Below are 20,039 nucleotides of genomic sequence, written 5' to 3' on the forward strand. Positions count from 1 at the left end.
TGTTTGACTGTAAGTCAATAACTTTTTGAAATTATTTTTTCGTTTTTTTGTTTCGCGTTGCTCTGTTTCTCTGACAACTTCTATATATTATCATCGTTTCAAAAAAACGTCAACTGTATTTTTATACTTTTTTAGAATTTATGTAAGATATCTCTTTTTTTAAAAATACCCCTTTTTTATTGTATATTATAGAAGAAACTCGATAATGATTGGTTTTAACCTTAGTCTCACTTTTTAGTGGTTATCACCAATTTTATTATTCCCTTTCTAATGTCCGCTCTCATTGTGAGTATTTATTCATTATTTACCAACAAGTATTGAAATCGCTATTTTCCATTTATAAAAAATGAGTTTTTCATTAGTATAGGATGTAAAAATATATAGCTATATATCATTTTTTATTTTATTGTAAATAATGCTTGTGCTATACTGTTTTTGTTACTATTTTAAGGGGGAGATATTAAATGTTAAAAAGATTGATCGGTCCATTAGCTGTTGTTTCACTTTCTCTTTTTGCTTGTGGAAATGAAGAAGCAGAAAGTCCAAACGAAGAAACAACTGAAAGTGCCGAGTCTAGCGTTGCAAGTCCTGATGAAATTATGAATCAAATTACTGAAAGCAGCTCTGAGGATGAGCGTCCATCAGTATCGCTTGATTTTAATACAGGAGTCGAATGGACAGATGAAGGTTATACAGCTTTACCTGCTGAAGACGGAAGTTACGCTGTTACAGGTTATATAGAAGGTGGAGACAAACTATTTTTAGTTCAAGATGGAGAAGTCATGGAGGAAATCCCTTTAACTGAGACTTTCGATTTTGAGTACACTATGCCTGGCGGACTTTCTGAAAACCAAGTTTATTACTTTGTAGCAGATGATCGTTTAGAAGTTGGGCAGACAGATGTTAACTTAGACGATGCAGATCGCGCAGAGAAAGTTACTTTTGTAAAAGAATAATAATGATACGTATTTAAAACTGGGAGAGGAAAAACAGATGAAAAAATGCTCTGTTTTTCCTCTCCTTCTTACTTGAACACTTTTTCTATTAGTATACAGAATTTTCTTAGGCGGTGTGAAATTATGAGGTTATTCGGCTTAGCTATCCTTTGTATATTCAATACACTAGTCTCTATATTTGTATTGTTTGCTTTATATGGTTTATTTCGTCTGAATTTTGGTTTGATAGAAGGTGTTACGGACAACTCAGGACTGTTCTTTTTTATTTTCTTAGGTCTTATCTTGTTGGCTATTGTATGGTTCAGTTTCTATCAGATTTATAAGTACAATAGAAAAGTATGGCTCAGTATATTTCTATTGATTGGAATAGTATTGGTTGTTTTCAATAGTAAAGTCTTTTGGTTTTTATTTTTAATGCTGATTTATTTTATTGGGGTTGGATTGATCTATTTCGATAAAAGTTTTACTGATACCAAAGACAGAGCTTAATTAAAGACAGCAGATACCTATAGTTTTATAGGTGCCTGCTGTCTTTAATTATTCTTCATATTCCAAGATATCCCCCGGCTGACAATCTAGTACTTTACATATAGCTTCTAGTGTAGAAAATCGAATAGCTTTTGCTTTTCCATTTTTTAGAATCGATATATTCGCCATGGTAATACCTACTTTTTCAGAAAGTTCTGTTACACTCATTTTCCTTTTGGCCAACATAACATCCAGATTAATTCTAATCGACATATTTTCACCTCAGACTGTTAATTCATTTTCTGTTTTTATTTCGATAGCTTCTCTCAATAGCCTCTGCAATACAGCAGCAAAGATACTAATCACAACAGCAGCAAAAATCGGCAGCATTCCTATAATAATTAATCCAGGAGCATCATCCCATTCTGCGACCATCGCCACTAAAGGAAGAGCTAGAGTATATATCACACTGATTATCAGGGCATTTTTTTTGATTTTCTTTAAGGCTGATACAGAAAGTTCAGAAAAAGCCTTACTTTCATCTATATAGTATAGTAATTTAAATGATTGGGATAAAGCAGCGAAATAAGGGATCAAAGAAACGGCCATAAGAAACAATACAGCTAAAACAATATAGCCTAATGTTGCTCCATCTGCTGCTTCTTTGAAGGCTGTCCTCCCAATTTCAAACCACAACAATACCATCAAGGCTAAAGGCGGTATACCCATCAAAATAACAGCTAACTTTAATAAAAATGTAGATCCTTGTTTCATTTTAACTTCCTCCTAGTATTATTTAATATTAGTTTACTAGATGTTTTATCGATTATCAACAAACATTTATTGTTTATTAATCAACTATCCTCTTTTACAAGTAGCTGTTGAGCAAAAAAGTTAAAAATTGTATTACTTTTTTTTTGTCACAAATATTGATACAATTAGTATTGCCAAAACGTTTCATATTTGAAATTTAATGGAGGGATATTAAATGTGTACATCTATAACATTTTCTACAAAAGATCATTATTTTGGTCGCAATTTAGATTTAGACATTTCATATAATGAAATGGTTACTATTACACCCAGAAATTTTCCTTTCACATTTAGAAAAGTCGACAACATACCTCATCATTTTGCCATAATAGGCATGGCGGCCGTTGTAAACAACTATCCTTTATACTATGATGCGACAAACGAGAAGGGTTTGAGCATGTCTGGATTAAATTTTCCAAATAATGCTCATTATTTTCCTGAGTCAGCAGATAAAGACAATATTACACCTTTCGAATTTATCCCTTGGGTTTTAGGCAAATGTCAGTCTGTTAAAGAAGCAAGATCCCTCTTAATTGATATCAATTTAGTAAATATTAATTTTAGCGACGAATTCCCACTTTCTCCATTACACTGGATGATATCCGACCAAACCGAATCTATAGTTGTAGAATCAGTTGCTGAAGGGTTAAAAATTTATGATAATCCTGTAGGTGTTTTAACTAATAATCCTACTTTTGATTATCAATTATTTAATTTAAATAATTATAGACATCTTTCACCTACTGTTTCAGAAAATACCTTTTCCAAAGATATTGAATTAGACATTTATAGTCGTGGAATGGGCGGAATTGGCTTGCCTGGGGATTTGTCTTCAGTTTCAAGATTTGTAAAAGTTGCTTTTACTAAATTAAACTCTGTTCCTTCAAGTGATTCAGAACTTGAGAGCGTTAGTCAGTTCTTCCATATTTTAAAATCTGTCGAACAACAAAAAGGTTTATGCGATGTTGGCGAAGGAAAATTTGAATATACTATTTATTCTTCTTGCTGCAATATGGATAAAGGGATCTATTATTATACCACTTATGATAATAGCCAAATTACAGCCATAGACATGCATAGAGAAGACTTGGATGCTTCAAGATTAGTTACTTTCCCGCTCATTGAAAATCAGCAGATCAATTACATCAATTAAATAGTTTATCTTAAACAACAAAGAACGAAATAAAGCCTGATCACAGCGTAAACACTATGATCAGGCTTTATTTTCTATTATACTCCGTAATTCAGTAAAAAGTAGATCACAAATATTATCGACAGCAGTATGGTCATTCCTGTTAGTTCTTTCATTTCGTTTTTTACGACTTTCAATAGTGTATAAGAAACGAAACCAAATGCTATTCCATCTGCAATGTTAAATGTTAACACAGTCATAATCACTGTGAACAGCGCTGGAAAGGCGTCTGAAAAATGGTCGAATGGAATTTTTTTAATGTTTCCTTGAACCATGCTGACTCCAACGATAATTAAAATAGGGGCCACTGCACTCATCGGTATCAAACTTAAAATCGGTAATATGAACAACGCAGGAATAAACAAGAGACCTGCCGTTAAAGAAGTCAGCCCTGTTTTTCCACCAGCAGCTACTCCTGTAGCACCCTCAGCAGAAGTGCAAGTAGAGTTGCATCCCATTATGGAAGCGGTCAAAACAGAGATTCCATTTGCTAAATATGCTTTTGGCAATTTAGCACGATCCGGCAACATGCTCAGTTGAGAACCGAGGTTTTGAAAAAGTACCATCATTAACAAAGCAAATACAGCTATCCAAAAATCAGGACTTAATATTTGGCTGAAATCAAATTGTGCTATCCCATTCGCAAAAGGGGTTAAGGATAGGGAAAATGAACTGATCTCAGAAAGATTGACAATACCTGTTGCGATCCCAACCAAAGTTCCTACTACAATACTCAGTAGAAAGTTGGCTGGTACTTTTCGTTCAAATAAAATCAACGCTATGACCAAAGAAATTAAAGTCGTTAGAGGCAAAGGATCGTTCAAATTGCCTAAAGCCACTAACGTTCCTTCGCTTCCGACAATGATTCCGCCGTCTTTTAATCCTAAAAACATAATAAAGAAACCAATGGCTACACTCATACCAGATACTAAGGTTCCTGGTATGGCCGAAGCTAACTTAGGCGCGATTTTTGATGCTGCGATAATAGTAAACAAGATTCCCACTACTAATACCACGGTCAAGGCTTGAGGGCTTGTGAGTCCAAACGCTCCTACTAATGTAAAAGCAAAAAAAGCATTGTCTCCCATTCCCGGAGTAATAATCAAAGGCGAGTTCGCTAAAAAAGCCATCAATAAACAACCAATTACTGAGCTGAACACTGTAGCTGCCGTTACTGCAGCATAATCCATTCCTGTAGTACTTAAGACAGAAGCATTGACCGCAATGATATAAGAAACCGAGATGAAACTAGTCATTCCCGCTAAAAGCTCCGTTTTGATCGTGCTCTTTTCCTCTATAATATTAAATTTTCGATTGGCAAAATCCTGTATAGACAAACCCATAGAACGCTGTTTATGACTCATGTTTTTCCCCACTTCTCCTTTAAACGCAGCCTCAACAATATCTCATTAACTTTTTCCTGTTGTTATTTTGTTCTCATTATAGCTATCGGATGTACAAGTATCAAAACAAATTTTTCCGCTATCATTATTTTTTCATTCTTTAGAAATCATTTTCAATCTACTTTCTTCCATACTAATTTTCTTTCTGGATGTTGCACATTGGATAAGTGTAATTTCCCGTCTGCCAGCTTTACGGATCGAGTTTGGTTTGTTCCTACATACGAAGAAAGCAGACTGATGGCTACATGAGTGGTCAGAGTCTGTGTTGTTTCATCAATTTGAAATTTCCCAGCGTAAGCGTGATACCCCAATACAGCCATTTTCTCTTCTGCGTCGGTTAAAAAGGTTCCTTTATTGACCGACTGTTCTTCTACTGCCATAATATGGACTGAAATCCTGTTTTGTGGCGTGAAAGTAATCAATCCCTTAGCTTCTTTGCCTAATGGATAGACGACTTCACCATTTACCCCTTGTGACTGGAATGATTCCAGCGCCCAAGTCGTTCCTTCAATAAGCTCTTGCAATTTTTTCATTACAAATTCCTCCTTGACTGAAATGTCACTTTTTCCAATATTCTATTACTCCGCCTTGAGAGTTTTTGACTGGATCGTATTCAGGCACCTTCACTTGTCGGATTCTTTCGCTAATCTTTGAGTATTGCTCTAAATCGCCTCTTTGCATATCGGGTTCTTTTTTATCAGGGTAAGCCCCAACGATTTGAAAATCTTCTGAAGCTGTTATCAGTTTATGTGCAACTCCTGCCGGAAGGAGCACGACATCTCCTTCTTTAAATGAATAAATTTCTGCATTTGGTCCTCCAAGTTGCACTTCTGCATCTCCTGAAATACACGCCAGTACTTCATGAGTGTTCGAATGGAAATGGTGGTACGTATAAATACTGCCGACCCATCCATTCGTGTATCCATTCTGTTCAAATAATGACAGCACTTTTTGCGAATCGTCATCCTTATTTAGTTTATCTGTAATACTTTCTGGATAGTATAAAATAGGTAAAGTACTATTGGGAAAGGGTTTGTTTTCTTGGATCATAATGTCCTGAATCATCACTGACTTCTCCTCTCATGTATACTATCTTAAGTATAAACAAACCTCTTGTTTCAGTCGAAAATTTCCATCTATTCCCATTTGTGACACGCTTTTGCCAAGACAAAATAATGGAAAAAAACGAGAATTTACTATAGGATAAATAAAAATTCACTTTTTGAGTTCGAAAAAATTACACCTTGCAGCATATGCAATGGTATAATAAATTTTAAGTGCTGTTGTGCAACACAATAGCTATTAGTTGGTTATGCTACGACAGAAACAGCTGTTACTTTATTAAGAGTATAGTTGTTTACTAAAAAAGGAGGGATTATTCTGGAGGAGAAAAACACATTGCTCATTAATCAAAAAACTATAAAAGAATTAGTGGGTATGAAAGATATCAATGAAATCGTCCACAAGACATTCGTAGGATTTGGAGAAGGTACAGTTATTAATCCTACCAAATTAACACTTGATTTAGGTGAAACAGGAGGATATCCTCCATACGAGGGATTCATGAATGCCATGCCGGCTTATATCGGTTGGCAAGATATTGCTGGTTTGAAATGGGTCGGTGGCTTTTTAGGAGAAAGAAAAGAAGCTGGACTGCCTTATATCACCGCTATGATTTTACTACTTAACCCTCACTTAGGGACTTTTACAGCCGCATTAGACGGTGCTTATATCACAAATATGCGTACAGGATCTCAAACAGCCAATGCTTTGCGTTATTTAGTGAAAAAACCTTCTATTTCTATCGGCATGTATGGAGCTGGTATGCAAGCCAGCACTAATATCCTCGCTATTTCAGATTTATTTGACATCTCTGAATTGATTATATGGAACCATCGTCGTACTACAGCAGAAAAATTTGCTGAGGATATGAAAAATCTTGTAAAAGGAACCATACGCATAGTGGAAGATCCTAAAGAAGCCAGCCAAGCAGATGTTCTCATAACAGTCACTCCTGCACAAGAACCGATCATCAAAGCTGACTGGATCCAACCTGGAACTATCATCTTCCCTCTGGGGTCTTTCCAAGAAATCGAAGACGAATTGATTTTAAAAGCTGATAAAATTATCGTTGACCATGTGGAGCAAGCTTTGCATCGCGGAGCTTTAAAACAGTTGAATAAGCAAGGTAAAGTAACCGAAGAAAATATTTTTGCTACATTAGGTGATTTGGCAGCAGAAAAAACATCTGCCGGTGACTTGTCAAAAGACATCACAATTTGTATTCCTATCGGAACAGGCGCAATGGATGTAGCCATTGCTGGAGAAGTTCATAAACGTGCTCTTGAAAAAGGCTTAGGTGAATACTTCGATTTTGTAGAATAATTTCAAAAAGCCCGACCAAAAATGGATATCCATTTTTGGTCGGGCTTTTAACTATTTATTCTATCATGTACGGTATATTTCTGACCCAACCGGTAATAAGGCTAATTTGGCATGTTTAAAGTGCTGCATCCCAAAAGGAATCCCTACAATCGTCAAACAGAACACAAGCCCCATAGCAATTTCTTCTATGACGATCGCAAACCCGCCAAGAAACAACCAAATAATATTGATCAAGAGTGATGACCCACTATCACTGAAACGAATCTCTTTTCCAAAAGGCGCTGCTGACATCTTAGCAAATTTAAAACATTGTCTGCCAATCGGAATTCCAATTATCGTTATTGACCACAATACTCCTAAAAATCCCCAAGATAAAAAACTGATAAATCCGCCTAATATAAACCAAGCAATATTTCCTAATAATTTCATACTTCTTCTCCTCTTTAAAAAATGCCATTCTGGTGACTACATTACTTATTATAGAGGAGAGTGGTTACCATAACATCGGACTAAATGATGATTTTTGGATTGAAACTTGCTGCAGTGATCATGAGTTTCGTTACCCACCTAAGGTCACGTCTTGATCTTGATACCATTGCAAAGCACTATGTACTTGGTCAATATGGTAATCCGGCCACAGTTCATCAACCACATAAAAGTCTGAATAAATCGATTGGACAGGTAAGAATCCGCTCAATCTTCTTCGTCCTCCCCATCGAATGATCAAGTCCATACGCGATATCTCAGCTGAAGCAATATTCTTTACAATGTCTTCCTTTGGATCAAACCCAGGTTGTTGAATAGGGTAATTTAGGTCCCAATTCCATCCATAATTCACTAAAAAATTGATCTTAATAAGTCCTCTGCCAAATTTAGTTCGTTTTGTATAAGGCAATAGTTCTTTAGGGAACATTTTGGATTCAGTATTGCCGATTACTAACAAGTCAGCATCTCGGTCTTTCAATTGATTGACAGCGTCAATGCAAGCTAGTTGGAAGGCTTTTGTCTGTTCTGAAGGACGCTTGGTATTATCTACTGTAAATCCATAAAAAGTCATTTCTTTGATACCTATTTCTATTCCTAAATGGTAGAGTTCTAAACCGGGATCGATTCCGTGTCGATAACCTTCTTGTTTATCTAACCCTTGATTTTCCGCCCATCTCCTATTGCCGTCTGGAATGATTCCGATATGATCAGGTAATCGCTTGTAATTTGTCATTTACCACACGCTCCTTCGAAAATATTCTGTCCCTATTTATTATACGCAAAGTAATTTTGAAACCCTAGCAAAGTGCGTTTTTGCAGTCGCAGAAATGATCTCATTTCGTTTCAGGATACAAAAGAAAACTAGAAAACTACAAATAGTAGTTTTCTAGTTTTCTTCCAACCATTGCTTCGCTGCACGCATATCTTCATGTATATCGGATTCCAACTGTCGATTGTAAAATACACTGGCAGGATGATAAGTACACAAAACATGGTACTTTTTATCGGTCCATTGATAGGCAGTGTCCTCAAGGTCTGCTAAATATTGAACAGATGTCGTCAATACTTTCCCATGAAGCTCCTTGACTGCAGCATTTTTTCCGAGTACTCGTTCAATAGCAGACGTACCTAAAAGAATGATCAGTGGTGCATCAATATAGCGGATCTCATAATCTGTCAAAGGCGCATGAGCCAGTACTTCTTTACGAGTCGGCTTACGATTGTATCGTCTAACTTCTTCTACACCGGTACGCTTGTTGATTTTTACGCGGTCTTTAAAAGGACGACTGTGAAAGACACTTGTAATATACGTGTTTTCCCTCGTTAAATCGGCTGTCTCCATAAATTTCATCAGTTCGATTCCTGCTCGTCCAGCAAATGGATAATCTATATCTGCTGTGACTTCTACTTCCCCAGGAGCTTCTCCAATCAAGAGAGCTTTTGGATGTTCCGGACCTTCTCCGCGTAAAAATCCCTCTACAGGAAATCCAGCTGCTCTTTGTTGTGCTAACTGAATCAGTTCTTTAGTGAGTATCGTTTTTAGCATTTGAATGATCACCTTCCTAGCTTCTCTTTCAGGTTAGCATATTTTCAGATTTTAAAAAAATATAAGCTATAGGAAATCAATACGTCATCAAACCAATTTGTACTAAGAAAAAAAAGCCAGGTCAAGACTTTATGTCTCGATCTGACTTTAACTTTATACTCTTTTATTTTTATAAGAACAATCCAATAAACATTGCTGAAAGAACTGGAACGATGAACCCACCCAACATTCCTCTAAAAGCTAAACTGGATAAATCGTTTTTTCTATTTGGTGCAAAAACAGCCAGCCCAGTAACACAAATAGCAATACTTGAGAATGCACCAAAGCTACCTACTGCAATAGACAACATGGCAATTGCTCTATCTGATAATTCTCCTAATTGAGGTGCCAGTTCTGCATAAGCAACAAACTCATTGATTGATAATTTGGTCCCTAGAACTTGCCCAGCGATGATAGATTCTGATCCTGTCAGTCCCATCAACCAGCCTAGTGGCATGAATAAGTACCCTAATAACTCCGTAAAACTAGTTCCTACCAATCCTAATAGGCTGTTTAACAACGCTACAATGGAAATACCGGCAATCAAGCTGGCTCCGATTCCTAACACCATTTGCAATCCATTATTGATTCCTTCAGCCAAAGCAGAAAACACAGAAGTGTTATCTCCTTTTCGATCAAGCGTTACATCTGTTACCCGGCTTTCTTCTGTTTCAGGAGTCAATATTTTAGCGACTAAAATAGAACCGAACGGCACCATTGCTGAAGTGACCAATAGCCATTCCATGGGGATACCCAACAAGTTATACCCTACTAAAATAGATGCTGACATGGATCCCATACCTGCAACCAAGACTGTCATCAATTCTGACCGAGTCATGTCCCGCAAGTATTTAGCTACCAAAAATGGAGATTCCGTTTGACCTAAAAGCATGTTGGCCACAGCTACAAACGATTCAGCTTTTTCAGTGCCCATCAATTTCCCTACACCCCCGCCGACGATCTTAACGACCCAACCTACTACACCAAGGTATCCCAAAATACCCGTCAATCCAGATAAAAAAATGATTACTCCTAATACATCAATAAAGAAGTATCCATTTCCAAATAGATCTCCAAATACAAAGGTCAATCCTTCATTCGCAAAACTAAATAATTTTGTCACTCCTGCAGCCAGTTGTCTAATGATCCAACTGCCAACTGGAATTTTGATTAAAAACACTGACAATACCAACTGTGCTGCTACAGCGACTGCCACAGTTTTTTTGTTGATCGCTTTCTTGTTGTCCGACATCAAGTATAGAATACCTAATAAAATAATAATTCCAAAAACTGTTATAACTTTATCCATTACTTTAGTTCTCCATTTCTATTGCTTACTTGTAGATGAACTTTATAACTCGGCTACTGATTCTTTGGTTACCTCCCACTTTATCTAGATTCACCTCATTTATAAATAATCACAATTTCTCATATTACCATATCTCTATGCTCCTATCAAATGAACTTCTGCTCATGAAGTAAATGAAAAACGACTGACTCGCTTAAGGATCAATCGTTTTTCTTTTTTTCTTTTTGCACCAGCTTTTTTGGTGTAAGACCATAAAACGCTTTAAAGTTTCGGATAAACGTCGTTGAATCAGCGAATCCTACCAATAAAGCTGTCTCTTGAACAGATAAATCAAGCGACACTAAGAATGTTCTACCGATCTGCACACGAAATTGGTTGAGCATTTCTTTAAAGGTGGTATTGAACGTTTCACCTAGTAAATGATTGATTTTCTTTTGCGATATATTCATAACTGCTGCAGCTTCTGCAATAGAGAGTTCTTTTCGACAATTCTCTAAGATATACATCGCGATTTCCCAAGCATCATATGACTTTCCGGAAGTTGATGGATTAGATAACCCTTTTCTATATTCTAAAGGTGTCATTTGCATAATTTCTTTGAACATTTTATAGAAATAAGCCTCTGATCGATATCCGCAGATTTTCCCGATTTGATTGATCGATAAATCTTCATACTGGAACAAGGCTGCCGCATTGCGGATACGTACTTGATTTAACAGCTGATAAAAACTTCTTCCAGTAAGTTCGAATAAATTCGGTCCTATTACCGCCTCGTCAATAGCCAATTCTTTGCTGACGAATGAAGGAGACAAATTTTTTTGATGATGGATTTGTATGTATTCAACTATTTTCCAAGCAGAATTTCGTTGGAATTCTTTTTCCTGAAGTTTCCTAGATTGTGCTTTATGAGAAAAATAAGAAAGGTACGCTACTAAAGAAATATGCAATGCTTCCATATTTCCCATATTGGTTTGTTTCTCCATATAAACAGCTTCACATAAAAATTCGATTTGTTTCCTGGCGTTCTCATCTACAGAGGTGATTGGGATAGAACGATCCAAATTTTTAATAGCGTTTAAATACCTCGTTTTATCGGTACTAATTAGTAACAGCAGTCCAATTGAAAAGCGAATGCGGAATAGTTGAATAGTTTGTTTTCCTGATATTAATAACCTGTTGATATGATATGGCATCAATTGGATGATATCTCCTTCATTTATTGAGAATGAATTATTATTGATCTCAATAGATGCAGATCCTGAAAGAATAACCAAGAACTCGATTTCATTTCGGTAATGCTTTTTTTCTGATTTAGTGATGGTTTCTTTTTGTATATCCAGATCTGCAGGTTTAAACTTTTGCGAAAAATAATCGACACTAGTATATGGAAAATTCTCTGTCATCTGTTTCGCCTCCTTATAGATGATTTTACTATAAAGTGAGTGAATAGTCTTTTTTTGCTGATTATTTCGGTCATTAAAGAATTATACTGATTGTGAAATACAGAACAAAAGGAGAGGTTATAATGTCAAAAGTATTTATTTTAGGTGGAACAGGATTTTTAGGCTACTACACAGTCAGAGAATTATTGTCAAAAGGTTACGAAGTCAAAACAATGGCTTTACCTCCAATGCCAACAGAAGATTTATTGCCAGCTGAGGTAGAATGCAGCCTTGGAAATATCAACGAGTTATCTGATGAAGAAATTCGTGACTTATTAAGCGATTGTGAAGGTTTTATTTATGCTGCAGGAGCTGACGAGCGTATTGTTCCTCAAAAACCTGCAATGAAATTCTTCTACGAAGCTAATGTTCTTCCTACTCAACGTTTGGCACGTTTAGCTAAAGAAGCAGGCGTGAAAAAATTTGTCGTTTTCGGCTCTTACTTTGCTGAATTTGCTGAACGCATGCCGGAATATAACTTGAGAGAGCAAGCTTATCCAAACAACCGACTATTGCAAGAACAAGTAGCATTTGCTGAAGGCGAAGGCAGCATGACAGTTACTTCATTACGCTTGCCGTACATTTTTGGAACGATGCCAGGCAGAGCGCCTTTATGGAAAATGTACACAGATCAGTTAAAAGGAAGACCAGTTTACCCAGTCCTAAAAGGAGGTACTGCTATGGTGACTGTAGAACAAGTTGCTGAAGCGGCTGTTGGAGCAATGGAGAACGGAAAACATCGTCATGCTTATGCTATTTCAGCGTTAAATATGAAATTCCAAGACTTCTTCCAAATGATGGTAGATGCATTAGGTCAAACAGAAACCACTCAAGTTCCTGTAGTAGAATACGATCAAATGAAATCTGTTTATGAAGACATCGACAGAAAAGCGGCTGAAAAAGGATTAGAACACGGAATGCATATGGTAGTCAGTTCTAAACTCCAAACAGAAGATCTATACCTGGTCCCTGCAGATACCATGTCTGTCCTAGGCATCAAAGAACACGACGTCATCCAATCCATCAAAGAAACCCTAGCTGCCTGCGTTTAGAGCGTGGAGTAAACCGGTTAGACCTTCGTAGGTTTCACTCTCCTCTTTTTGTGGGGTGCTTTTCCCAACAAAAGAGGAAGTGAAACCATAGAAGGGCTGGTTTACGCAACGCGTTTAGAGCGTGGAGTAAGGCGTTCAGCTCGGCGTACACTTCACGAAAATGAAACTTAGGGCGCTTTTCCCTAATTTTTATTTTTGGAAAGTGATAGACGAGTTGCCTTACGCAACGCGTTTAGAGCGTGGAGTAAGGTGGTTAGACCTTCGTGAAGAGTATAAAAAGATGAAGTCCTTTGTTTAAGAGGTCCTGCATCTTTTTATTATGCCCTTATCTTAAATTTGTTTGATACGTATATTCTCTAGATATCCTTTGACTTCTCTTCTTTCATCTTCCAAAATAGAAACGAAGGTAAATATAGTTATCAAAGGAGTCCTTGCAATGAATACCAATAATATTGAAAAGCAAAATAGTCATCTAGACTTGAATGATCCTGACGTAAAAAACGTCTTCGTTTTGTACGAAAATCATTCGGAAGTTCCTTACATTTCACCGCAACGTAATCTCCATGAATGGGTAAATCTAGTAAACATCGGTTCAGAAAACTTGGTTCCAAAGAGAAACATGATCCGGTTTGAAGAAAATGTGCTTCCAGGACACCTGATTTTGCTATGGCGCATTAATTTCGGAACGTTCACTACCATCAGCGGTTATCCAAAATATTTTGAATACGATTATGGAATCAATGCGGACCAAGCTTTACAAGAATTGATCGATAAAGGTTACGCTAACCAATTATCAGCAATGGCATCTTTGCCTTATTTGAATGCTGCTCAATTAAAAGCGATCCTTAAACAGTTTGGTTTGAAAGGCTATTCTAAACTAAATAAGGAAGGTCTTATGGAACTTGCTAAAGCAGAATTGATGGAAGAACAAATCAGTCCCCACTTTTCTATCAGAGGTTTTGAGATCACTCCTGCCGGAAAAGAACTGTTGGCTAAATATCCAGAACCTGTCGACCGTCATCCGAAGAAAAAATATTAATATTTGTATTCTTTAATACAATAAACTAAACATAAAAAACTTTCTTTCCTTAAAGGGAAGAAAGTTTTTTAGCAGTTTACTCTGAAAAGCTTATTTTAGTTCTTGCCATACTTTATTTAAAAATTCTCCGCTTTTCTCTTTGATTGCCAAATCAAATCGATCCATTTGAGCTACCTCTGTTCTGTTGATCAACACCGAATGTCGACCACGAAATTCTTCAATGAAATAAGCTGCCGGCATCACATTAAGACTCGTTCCAATGACTATCAGCACTTCTGCTTTTTGTATTGCTTTGATTGCGCCGTCGACAACCTTCTCATCCAATTGATCCCCATACAAAACGATATCTGGTCGGAGCCTGTCTCCTTTACTATCTATTGCTATTCCCTTTTCGTCCCACTGAACTTCATAAGCGGAGACAGGTTTATTTGTTTTGACTGATTTCCACTTTGTTGCGTCGCCATGCAAAGGATAGACAACTGAGCTGCCTGCTGCTTCATGCAAATGATCAATATTCTGAGTGACGATACTGACTTGTTTGCCTTTTTCTTCCAATAAACGGAAAAATTGATGCCCGAAATTTGGTTTAGCGCCTGGAAAATCCAAAGTCGTGCGATAGTTTTCAAAAAACAATTCAGGATATCGATTAAAAAAAGGCAAACTCAACGCTTCTTCACCGCTGTACCGTTTTCCAGATAATTGGTCAAAAAAACCGCCTGCTGAACGAAAATCTGGAATACCGCTTTCCGTACTGATGCCTGCTCCGGTAAAAGCAACGATTCTTTCTGCTTCTTGTATCCACTGTGCGACTTGATTGACTGATTGATTCAAAGTATCACCTTTTCTATTATTTTGTTTACTGATTTTTTGAAATATAAGCGGCTAAGTTGGTTAACGACGATGTCAAACCTTCAATATGATCCTTCTCATCAATAGAGGATGGTATGTTCTCAGCAACAATTTCTACTTTAGTACCTGAAGGTGCAGTGTCTAAATTCCACGTCATTTTCATGGTCTCTCTTAGCGTTAGATCATCTGATTCAAAAGCTGCTTCAGTAACTACTTGTTTGTCTTTTATCAATTTCGTGAAAGTCCCTTGACTGACATCTTTATTGCCTTCTGTTTTTCCAGCTTGAGAGTATTCCGGGTCTAAATAGGTTAGTGAGATTTGAAATTCCCCGCCTTCCCACGGTTCATATACCTCTATCTCTCCCCTCATCCCCTCGGGCGGCAACCAAGAAACTAAAGCATCAGGATTTAAAATCGCTTGATAAATTGTGCTTGGAGAAGCAGCGATTTCTTTCGAAACTCTATCCGTTCTTCTTTCGTTTAACTGACTCATAAGAATGTCCTCCATTCCTAGCCGTTCCTTAACTCCAACAAAAATTAGACCTGTTGTTCGATATTTTTATCTTCTATTAGTATAACATGCAGCTCTTTGTAATTTGTATTAAAGCATACTACGGCTCCGCTTTATTACAGCACAAAAAAGCAGTATAAATCTTTCCTTATTGAAAGTTATACTGCTTTTTTGTCTATTTATTTTGCATAAAATTCTTTAATTTATATCTTCTTTTGCGTACATAGAATTCGATTGAATGTTGGCTAGAACCACACTAACCAAAGTCCCTGCTACTACTCCGTAAGCTAGATTATGTGTAAATACAACAATTGCGACTGTCAGCAGCATAACTAAACTCTCTTTTTTAGGCATAGTGGTCAACTGTCTAACTGAGCTCCAATCAATCGTCTCATAAGAAACTACCACCATCACAGCCGCTAAAGCAATGATTGGAATCTGCACCACTATTCCATTCAACAACACCACTGATGTCAACATGAAAAATCCGGACAGAAATGTAGCTAGTCGACCAATTCCGCCATAACTGATATTGATGACGGTTTGACCAATCATTCCGCAGCCGGCGATTCCGCCAAAAAATCCAGAAAGCATATTTCCGATACCTTGACTGATCGATTCCTGGTTTTTATCACTCGGTGTATTAGTCGATTCATCCACTAATTGTGCGGTCAGTAAAGATTCCAATAGTCCAACGATCGCCACGGAAAGAGCTGTCGGGAAAATGATTTTTAACGTTTCGACATTCATTGGAACTTTCGGAATACCGAACGAAGGCAACTCACTGGATATCTTGCCTAAGTCTCCCAGCATTTGCACGTTTAAATCCAAGACCAATACAATCATCGTGATTACGACAATAGAAATAATAGGTGCAGGGACTTTTTTCGTTACTTTAGGCATCAAGAAAATAATGGCGATACCGAGTGCTCCAAGCAACAGTAACATAAGATTACCTTTAAAATGATCTACTTGAGATAAAAACATCATGATTCCTAAACCATTAACAAACCCCAACATGACAGGTTGAGGAATATATCGCATTATCTTACCTACTTTAGCTGCTCCCAGTACAACTTGAATCACTCCGGCTAAAATAGTAGCGGCAAATAAGTAATTCACTCCATGTTCCGCGACCAAATTGGCTAGAACTAATGCAACCGATCCGGCTGCGGCGGATATCAATCCCGTACGTGCTCCAAAAAAAGCAGCAGCTGCTGTAATAAAAAATGTAGCGTAGATCCCAACAATAGGTTCTACACCTGCTACAATCATAAACCCAACGACCTCAGGAAATAAAGCTAGACAGACAACGATTCCTGCTAAAATATCTCCCTTGATATTTCCAAACCATTCTTTTTTATATTGTTGCATAAATACCTTCCTTCTAGAAATAACCATTCCTTAATAAGCTCACAATAAAATATCATACCACATTGTTGGATCGAAGGTCGTTTTATTTTAAATATCTAAAAATGACCAAGTTCGAAAAAAAACTTCCAGCAATAGGGGCTGGAAGTTTTTCATCTGTATTTATTGTAAAACAGGTTCTTTCTCGTCTTCTACGATCAAGTTCTTTTCAATCGCTCTTCGACGCAATTCATCACGGAATTTTGGATGAGCGACATTGATCAATGCCTCTGCTCTTTCACCAAAAGTCTTCCCGATCAATTCAGCTTTTCCATACTCTGTTACTACGGTATCGACATCATTTTTTGATGTTGAGACGATTGATCCATGAGCTAATTCCGGAACGATAGTAGAGATTTCGTCATTTTTCGCTGTAGAATACAAGCAAATGATTCCTCGTCCATCTTTCGTCAAACGCACACCTTTAGTGAAATCAGCTTGTCCTCCTGTAGAAGAATATAGTTTTCCTTGAACCGATTCAGAATTGCATTGTCCGTAAAAATCCACTTCAACAGAAGAGTTGATTGAAACTAAATTGTCCACTTTAGCAATGTTCAATAAGCTATTTGTTTCGTCACACGGAAGCATCAAGATGTCTTCATTGTTGTTCATGAATTCATATAATTTTTTAGAACCAATCGCAAAGGTAGAAACGGTTTTATTTGGATAAGCTGGATTGTTTTTGTTAGTGACAACCCCTTTTTCGTACAAATCAACGATTTTATCTGGAAGCATTTCGCTGTATACGCCTAAATCTTTCTTATCCATCAAGTATTCCATAACCGCATTCGGCATAGACCCGAAACCGATTTGAACAGTATCTCCGTCTTTCACGGTATCTGCAATGATTTTCCCGATAGCCAAGTCTTTTTCTTTCAATTGAGGTGTCGGTAATTCTGGTAAATCGACTGTATTTTCTACTAATGCCGCTACTTGGCTGATGTGGATATTGTTCTTCTTGCCAAAAGTACGAGGCATGTTTTCGTTCACCTCTAAAATGATCGTTTTTGCATGTTCAATCAATGGAGCCACGTAAGAAGGGCTGGTTCCTAGAGAGAAGTTTCCATTTTCATCCATCGGCGAAACAGTTGCCATGATAACAGGATGAGCAGAACGTTTCAACAGCAACGAAGGGATGTCAGAAAAATGGTTGGGCAAGAAATCGACAAACCCTGCTTGGTAATACTTGCGGTCAGCACCCGATAAGAAAATCGATACTTGTTTTAGTTTGTTGGATGGTAAATCTAATGGACCAGAACTTGGCAGCATACGGTGTAAGTAATTTCCTTCTAAATCCTTGTTCTCGGGTAACGCTTTCAATAGTGCCGGCGGTTCGCCCGGGTTGATCGGAAACACGATCTCTTCCCCAGGTTCTACTAATTGGACAGCTTTCTCAGGAGTTGTTAATTTTTCTTGATATAGTTTTTTGTAGTCAGTAATTGTCATAATGGTTCCCCCACTTCATTTATAAAGAGCTATTGGCAAATACCTATTTTCGTTGGAAAGCAGCTTTTCTTTTTTCTGTAAAAGCCGTCATACCTTCTTTTTGATCTTCTGTAGCAAATAAAGCTCCGAACATTTCAGCTTCCATTTCTAATCCATGAATCAAGTCCATTTCATATCCTCGGTTGATCACTTTTTTGCTGGCTTCTACTGCTAGTGGTGATTGTTTCATAATAGCTTGTGCCATTTTTTCAGCTTCTGCTACTAAATCCGCTGCTTCAACAAGCTGGTTCAACAATCCAATACTCATTGCTTCATTGGCATTGATTGTTTTAGCTGTGTAGATTAATTCTTTCGCTTTAGCTAAGCCCACTAAACGGCTTAATCGTTGTGTTCCGCCGAATCCAGGAGTAATTCCTAATCCGACTTCTGGTTGTCCAAATTTCGCATTCACGCTGCCGATACGAATGTCGCAAGCCATAGCTAATTCGCATCCTCCGCCTAGTGCAAATCCATTAACCGCTGCAATAGTTGGTTGGCGCAAGTTTTCTAATTGACTGAATGCCATATTGCCAAGTGTCGAAAAGTCGCGGCCTTCAATAGCATTTTTATCCTTCATTTCTTTGATATCTGCTCCGGCAACAAAAGCTTTTTCGCCAGCACCAGTTATGATCAATACGTGGATATCTTCTTCTTTTTCGACGTCTTTCAATACTTGAGTCAATTCTTCAAGAACTTCCTTATTCAATGCATTCAAGTTTTTTGGACGATTGATTGTTAATGTCCCAATTCCATTTTTCTTCTCTAAAAGAAGTGTATTGTATTCTAGCATCCGTGATCCTCCTTATGAGTAAGTGTAAAAACCTTGACCCGTTTTCTTTCCTAATCTTCCTGCTTCTACGTATTTCTTTAATAATGGACATGGACGGTATTTTGGATCATTGAATCCTTCATACAAGACTTCCATGATTGCTAGACATACATCCAACCCAATATAATCAGCTAATGCGATTGGTCCCATTGGGTGGTTGGCACCCAGTTTCATTGCTTCATCCACTTCTTCTGCAGATGCTACGCCTTCGTATACAGTAAAGATTGCTTCATTGATCATCGGGATCAAGATACGGTTTACAGCAAATCCTGGAGAATCTTTTACATCAATAGCCGTTTTACCGACTTTACGACTCAATTCCTGGATAATGTCAGCTGTTTCTTTACTCGTTGTCAACGCACGGTTCACTTCTACCAGTTTCATAACTGGAACTGGATTGAAGAAATGCATTCCGATTACTTTGTCTGGACGGTTAGTTGCACGAGCGATTTCTGTGATTGATAAAGAAGAAGTGTTACTAGCCAAGATCGTTTCAGCTGGAGCGATTTCTCCTAATTGCTTGAAAATATCCAACTTGATTTTTTTGTTTTCTGTTGCTGCTTCGATGACTAATTGAACGTCAGCCGCATCTTTATAATCTGTGGATAACGTGAAGCGGTTTAAAATCTCTTGTTTCTCTTCTTCTGTTCGGCGTTCTTTTTGAACATCACGGTCCAGTTGTTTCGTGATTTTTTCCAAACCTTTTTGAACAAATTCTTCTTTGATGTCATTCAAGATGACATCATAGCCGTTTTGAGCCATAACTTGTGCGATTCCACTTCCCATTTGGCCTGATCCGACTACCATAATTTTTTTGATTTCCAT

The 20,039-nt window shown here is 37.4% G+C and carries 22 protein-coding genes; 6 read left to right on the top strand and 16 right to left on the bottom strand.

Annotated features, from left to right (window positions below; translation table 11 throughout):
- The first annotated feature begins 464 nt into the window (after positions 1 to 464).
- Positions 465 to 956: a hypothetical protein gene (locus tag ACE025_RS07575; RefSeq protein ID WP_485939028.1), complete on the top strand. Its 492-nt coding sequence runs from the start codon at positions 465 to 467 to the stop codon at positions 954 to 956.
- 123 nt (positions 957 to 1,079) lie between these two features.
- The gene (locus tag ACE025_RS07580; protein ID WP_485939030.1) at positions 1,080 to 1,445 is read left to right on the top strand and encodes a hypothetical protein; all 366 of its coding nucleotides are present in this window, start codon (positions 1,080 to 1,082) and stop codon (positions 1,443 to 1,445) included.
- Between the two features lie 48 nt (positions 1,446 to 1,493).
- On the opposite strand, the gene ACE025_RS07585 is transcribed toward ACE025_RS07580, so the two are convergent.
- Together ACE025_RS07585 and ACE025_RS07590 are read right to left on the bottom strand one after the other, a co-directional pair.
- Positions 1,494 to 1,697, bottom strand: a complete 204-nt coding sequence (locus tag ACE025_RS07585; protein ID WP_485939032.1) for a helix-turn-helix domain-containing protein — start codon at positions 1,695 to 1,697, stop codon at positions 1,494 to 1,496.
- 9 nt (positions 1,698 to 1,706) lie between these two features.
- A complete protein-coding gene (locus tag ACE025_RS07590) occupies positions 1,707 to 2,198 on the bottom strand; it encodes a DUF2975 domain-containing protein (RefSeq protein WP_485939034.1) in 492 nt (163 codons plus the stop codon).
- A gap of 214 nt (positions 2,199 to 2,412) precedes the next feature.
- On the opposite strand from ACE025_RS07590, the gene bsh reads away from it, so the two are divergent.
- On the top strand, positions 2,413 to 3,390 hold the full coding sequence (bsh, locus tag ACE025_RS07595) for a choloylglycine hydrolase (protein WP_485939036.1): 978 nt from the start codon (positions 2,413 to 2,415) through the stop codon (positions 3,388 to 3,390).
- 77 nt (positions 3,391 to 3,467) lie between these two features.
- Here bsh and ACE025_RS07600 read toward each other — a convergent pair whose 3' ends face one another.
- The 3 genes from ACE025_RS07600 to ACE025_RS07610 all read right to left on the bottom strand — a co-directional run bounded on the left by ACE025_RS07600 (position 3,468) and on the right by ACE025_RS07610 (position 5,897).
- Positions 3,468 to 4,793 (bottom strand): NCS2 family permease, encoded by a 1,326-nt coding sequence (locus ACE025_RS07600; RefSeq protein WP_485939038.1) that lies wholly within the window; start codon positions 4,791 to 4,793, stop codon positions 3,468 to 3,470.
- Between the two features lie 152 nt (positions 4,794 to 4,945).
- The gene (locus tag ACE025_RS07605; RefSeq protein WP_485939040.1) at positions 4,946 to 5,365 is read right to left on the bottom strand and encodes a lipocalin-like domain-containing protein; all 420 of its coding nucleotides are present in this window, start codon (positions 5,363 to 5,365) and stop codon (positions 4,946 to 4,948) included.
- A 25-nt stretch (positions 5,366 to 5,390) separates the two neighbouring features.
- Complete coding sequence (locus ACE025_RS07610; RefSeq protein ID WP_485939042.1) at positions 5,391 to 5,897, bottom strand: cupin domain-containing protein; 507 nt, start codon at positions 5,895 to 5,897, stop codon at positions 5,391 to 5,393.
- Positions 5,898 to 6,230: 333 nt separating this feature from the next.
- Here ACE025_RS07610 and ACE025_RS07615 point away from each other — a divergent pair, with 333 nt between their 5' ends.
- Positions 6,231 to 7,217: an ornithine cyclodeaminase family protein gene (locus ACE025_RS07615; RefSeq protein WP_485939044.1), complete on the top strand. Its 987-nt coding sequence runs from the start codon at positions 6,231 to 6,233 to the stop codon at positions 7,215 to 7,217.
- 63 nt (positions 7,218 to 7,280) lie between these two features.
- On the opposite strand, the gene ACE025_RS07620 is transcribed toward ACE025_RS07615, so the two are convergent.
- The 5 genes from ACE025_RS07620 to ACE025_RS07640 form a co-directional block, all read right to left on the bottom strand.
- Positions 7,281 to 7,646, bottom strand: coding sequence for a YccF domain-containing protein (locus ACE025_RS07620; RefSeq protein ID WP_485939046.1), 366 nt, complete (start codon positions 7,644 to 7,646; stop codon positions 7,281 to 7,283).
- Positions 7,647 to 7,776: 130 nt separating this feature from the next.
- A complete protein-coding gene (locus ACE025_RS07625; RefSeq protein ID WP_485939048.1) occupies positions 7,777 to 8,436 on the bottom strand; it encodes an undecaprenyl diphosphate synthase family protein in 660 nt (219 codons plus the stop codon).
- Between the two features lie 153 nt (positions 8,437 to 8,589).
- Positions 8,590 to 9,249, bottom strand: a complete 660-nt coding sequence (locus tag ACE025_RS07630; protein WP_485939050.1) for a uracil-DNA glycosylase — start codon at positions 9,247 to 9,249, stop codon at positions 8,590 to 8,592.
- A 169-nt stretch (positions 9,250 to 9,418) separates the two neighbouring features.
- Positions 9,419 to 10,597, bottom strand: a complete 1,179-nt coding sequence (locus tag ACE025_RS07635) for a NupC/NupG family nucleoside CNT transporter (RefSeq protein WP_485939052.1) — start codon at positions 10,595 to 10,597, stop codon at positions 9,419 to 9,421.
- A 200-nt stretch (positions 10,598 to 10,797) separates the two neighbouring features.
- On the bottom strand, positions 10,798 to 12,000 hold the full coding sequence (locus ACE025_RS07640; protein ID WP_485939054.1) for a helix-turn-helix domain-containing protein: 1,203 nt from the start codon (positions 11,998 to 12,000) through the stop codon (positions 10,798 to 10,800).
- Between the two features lie 122 nt (positions 12,001 to 12,122).
- On the opposite strand from ACE025_RS07640, the gene ACE025_RS07645 reads away from it, so the two are divergent.
- Positions 12,123 to 13,091, top strand: a complete 969-nt coding sequence (locus tag ACE025_RS07645) for an NAD-dependent epimerase/dehydratase family protein (RefSeq protein WP_485939056.1) — start codon at positions 12,123 to 12,125, stop codon at positions 13,089 to 13,091.
- 436 nt (positions 13,092 to 13,527) lie between these two features.
- Positions 13,528 to 14,130, top strand: a complete 603-nt coding sequence (locus ACE025_RS07650) for a hypothetical protein (RefSeq protein WP_485939058.1) — start codon at positions 13,528 to 13,530, stop codon at positions 14,128 to 14,130.
- A gap of 90 nt (positions 14,131 to 14,220) precedes the next feature.
- Here ACE025_RS07650 and ACE025_RS07655 read toward each other — a convergent pair whose 3' ends face one another.
- From ACE025_RS07655 to ACE025_RS07680, 6 genes are all read right to left on the bottom strand, one after another.
- A complete protein-coding gene (locus ACE025_RS07655) occupies positions 14,221 to 14,961 on the bottom strand; it encodes an NAD-dependent protein deacylase (RefSeq protein WP_485939060.1) in 741 nt (246 codons plus the stop codon).
- Between the two features lie 25 nt (positions 14,962 to 14,986).
- Entirely contained in the window at positions 14,987 to 15,472 is a 486-nt protein-coding gene (locus ACE025_RS07660; protein WP_485939062.1) for an SRPBCC domain-containing protein, read from the bottom strand.
- Positions 15,473 to 15,688: 216 nt separating this feature from the next.
- Entirely contained in the window at positions 15,689 to 16,864 is a 1,176-nt protein-coding gene (locus ACE025_RS07665) for a SulP family inorganic anion transporter (RefSeq protein WP_485939064.1), read from the bottom strand.
- A gap of 159 nt (positions 16,865 to 17,023) precedes the next feature.
- Positions 17,024 to 18,346 carry an acetyl-CoA hydrolase/transferase family protein gene (locus tag ACE025_RS07670; protein WP_485939066.1) on the bottom strand — a complete coding sequence of 441 codons (1,323 nt, stop codon included), beginning with the start codon at positions 18,344 to 18,346 and terminating at the stop codon, positions 17,024 to 17,026.
- Positions 18,347 to 18,389: 43 nt separating this feature from the next.
- Positions 18,390 to 19,175 carry an enoyl-CoA hydratase-related protein gene (locus ACE025_RS07675; RefSeq protein WP_485939068.1) on the bottom strand — a complete coding sequence of 262 codons (786 nt, stop codon included), beginning with the start codon at positions 19,173 to 19,175 and terminating at the stop codon, positions 18,390 to 18,392.
- 12 nt (positions 19,176 to 19,187) lie between these two features.
- Positions 19,188 to 20,039 (bottom strand): 3-hydroxybutyryl-CoA dehydrogenase, encoded by an 852-nt coding sequence (locus ACE025_RS07680; RefSeq protein ID WP_485939070.1) that lies wholly within the window; start codon positions 20,037 to 20,039, stop codon positions 19,188 to 19,190.

This window comes from Desemzia sp. AGC72 (assembly GCF_057334175.1).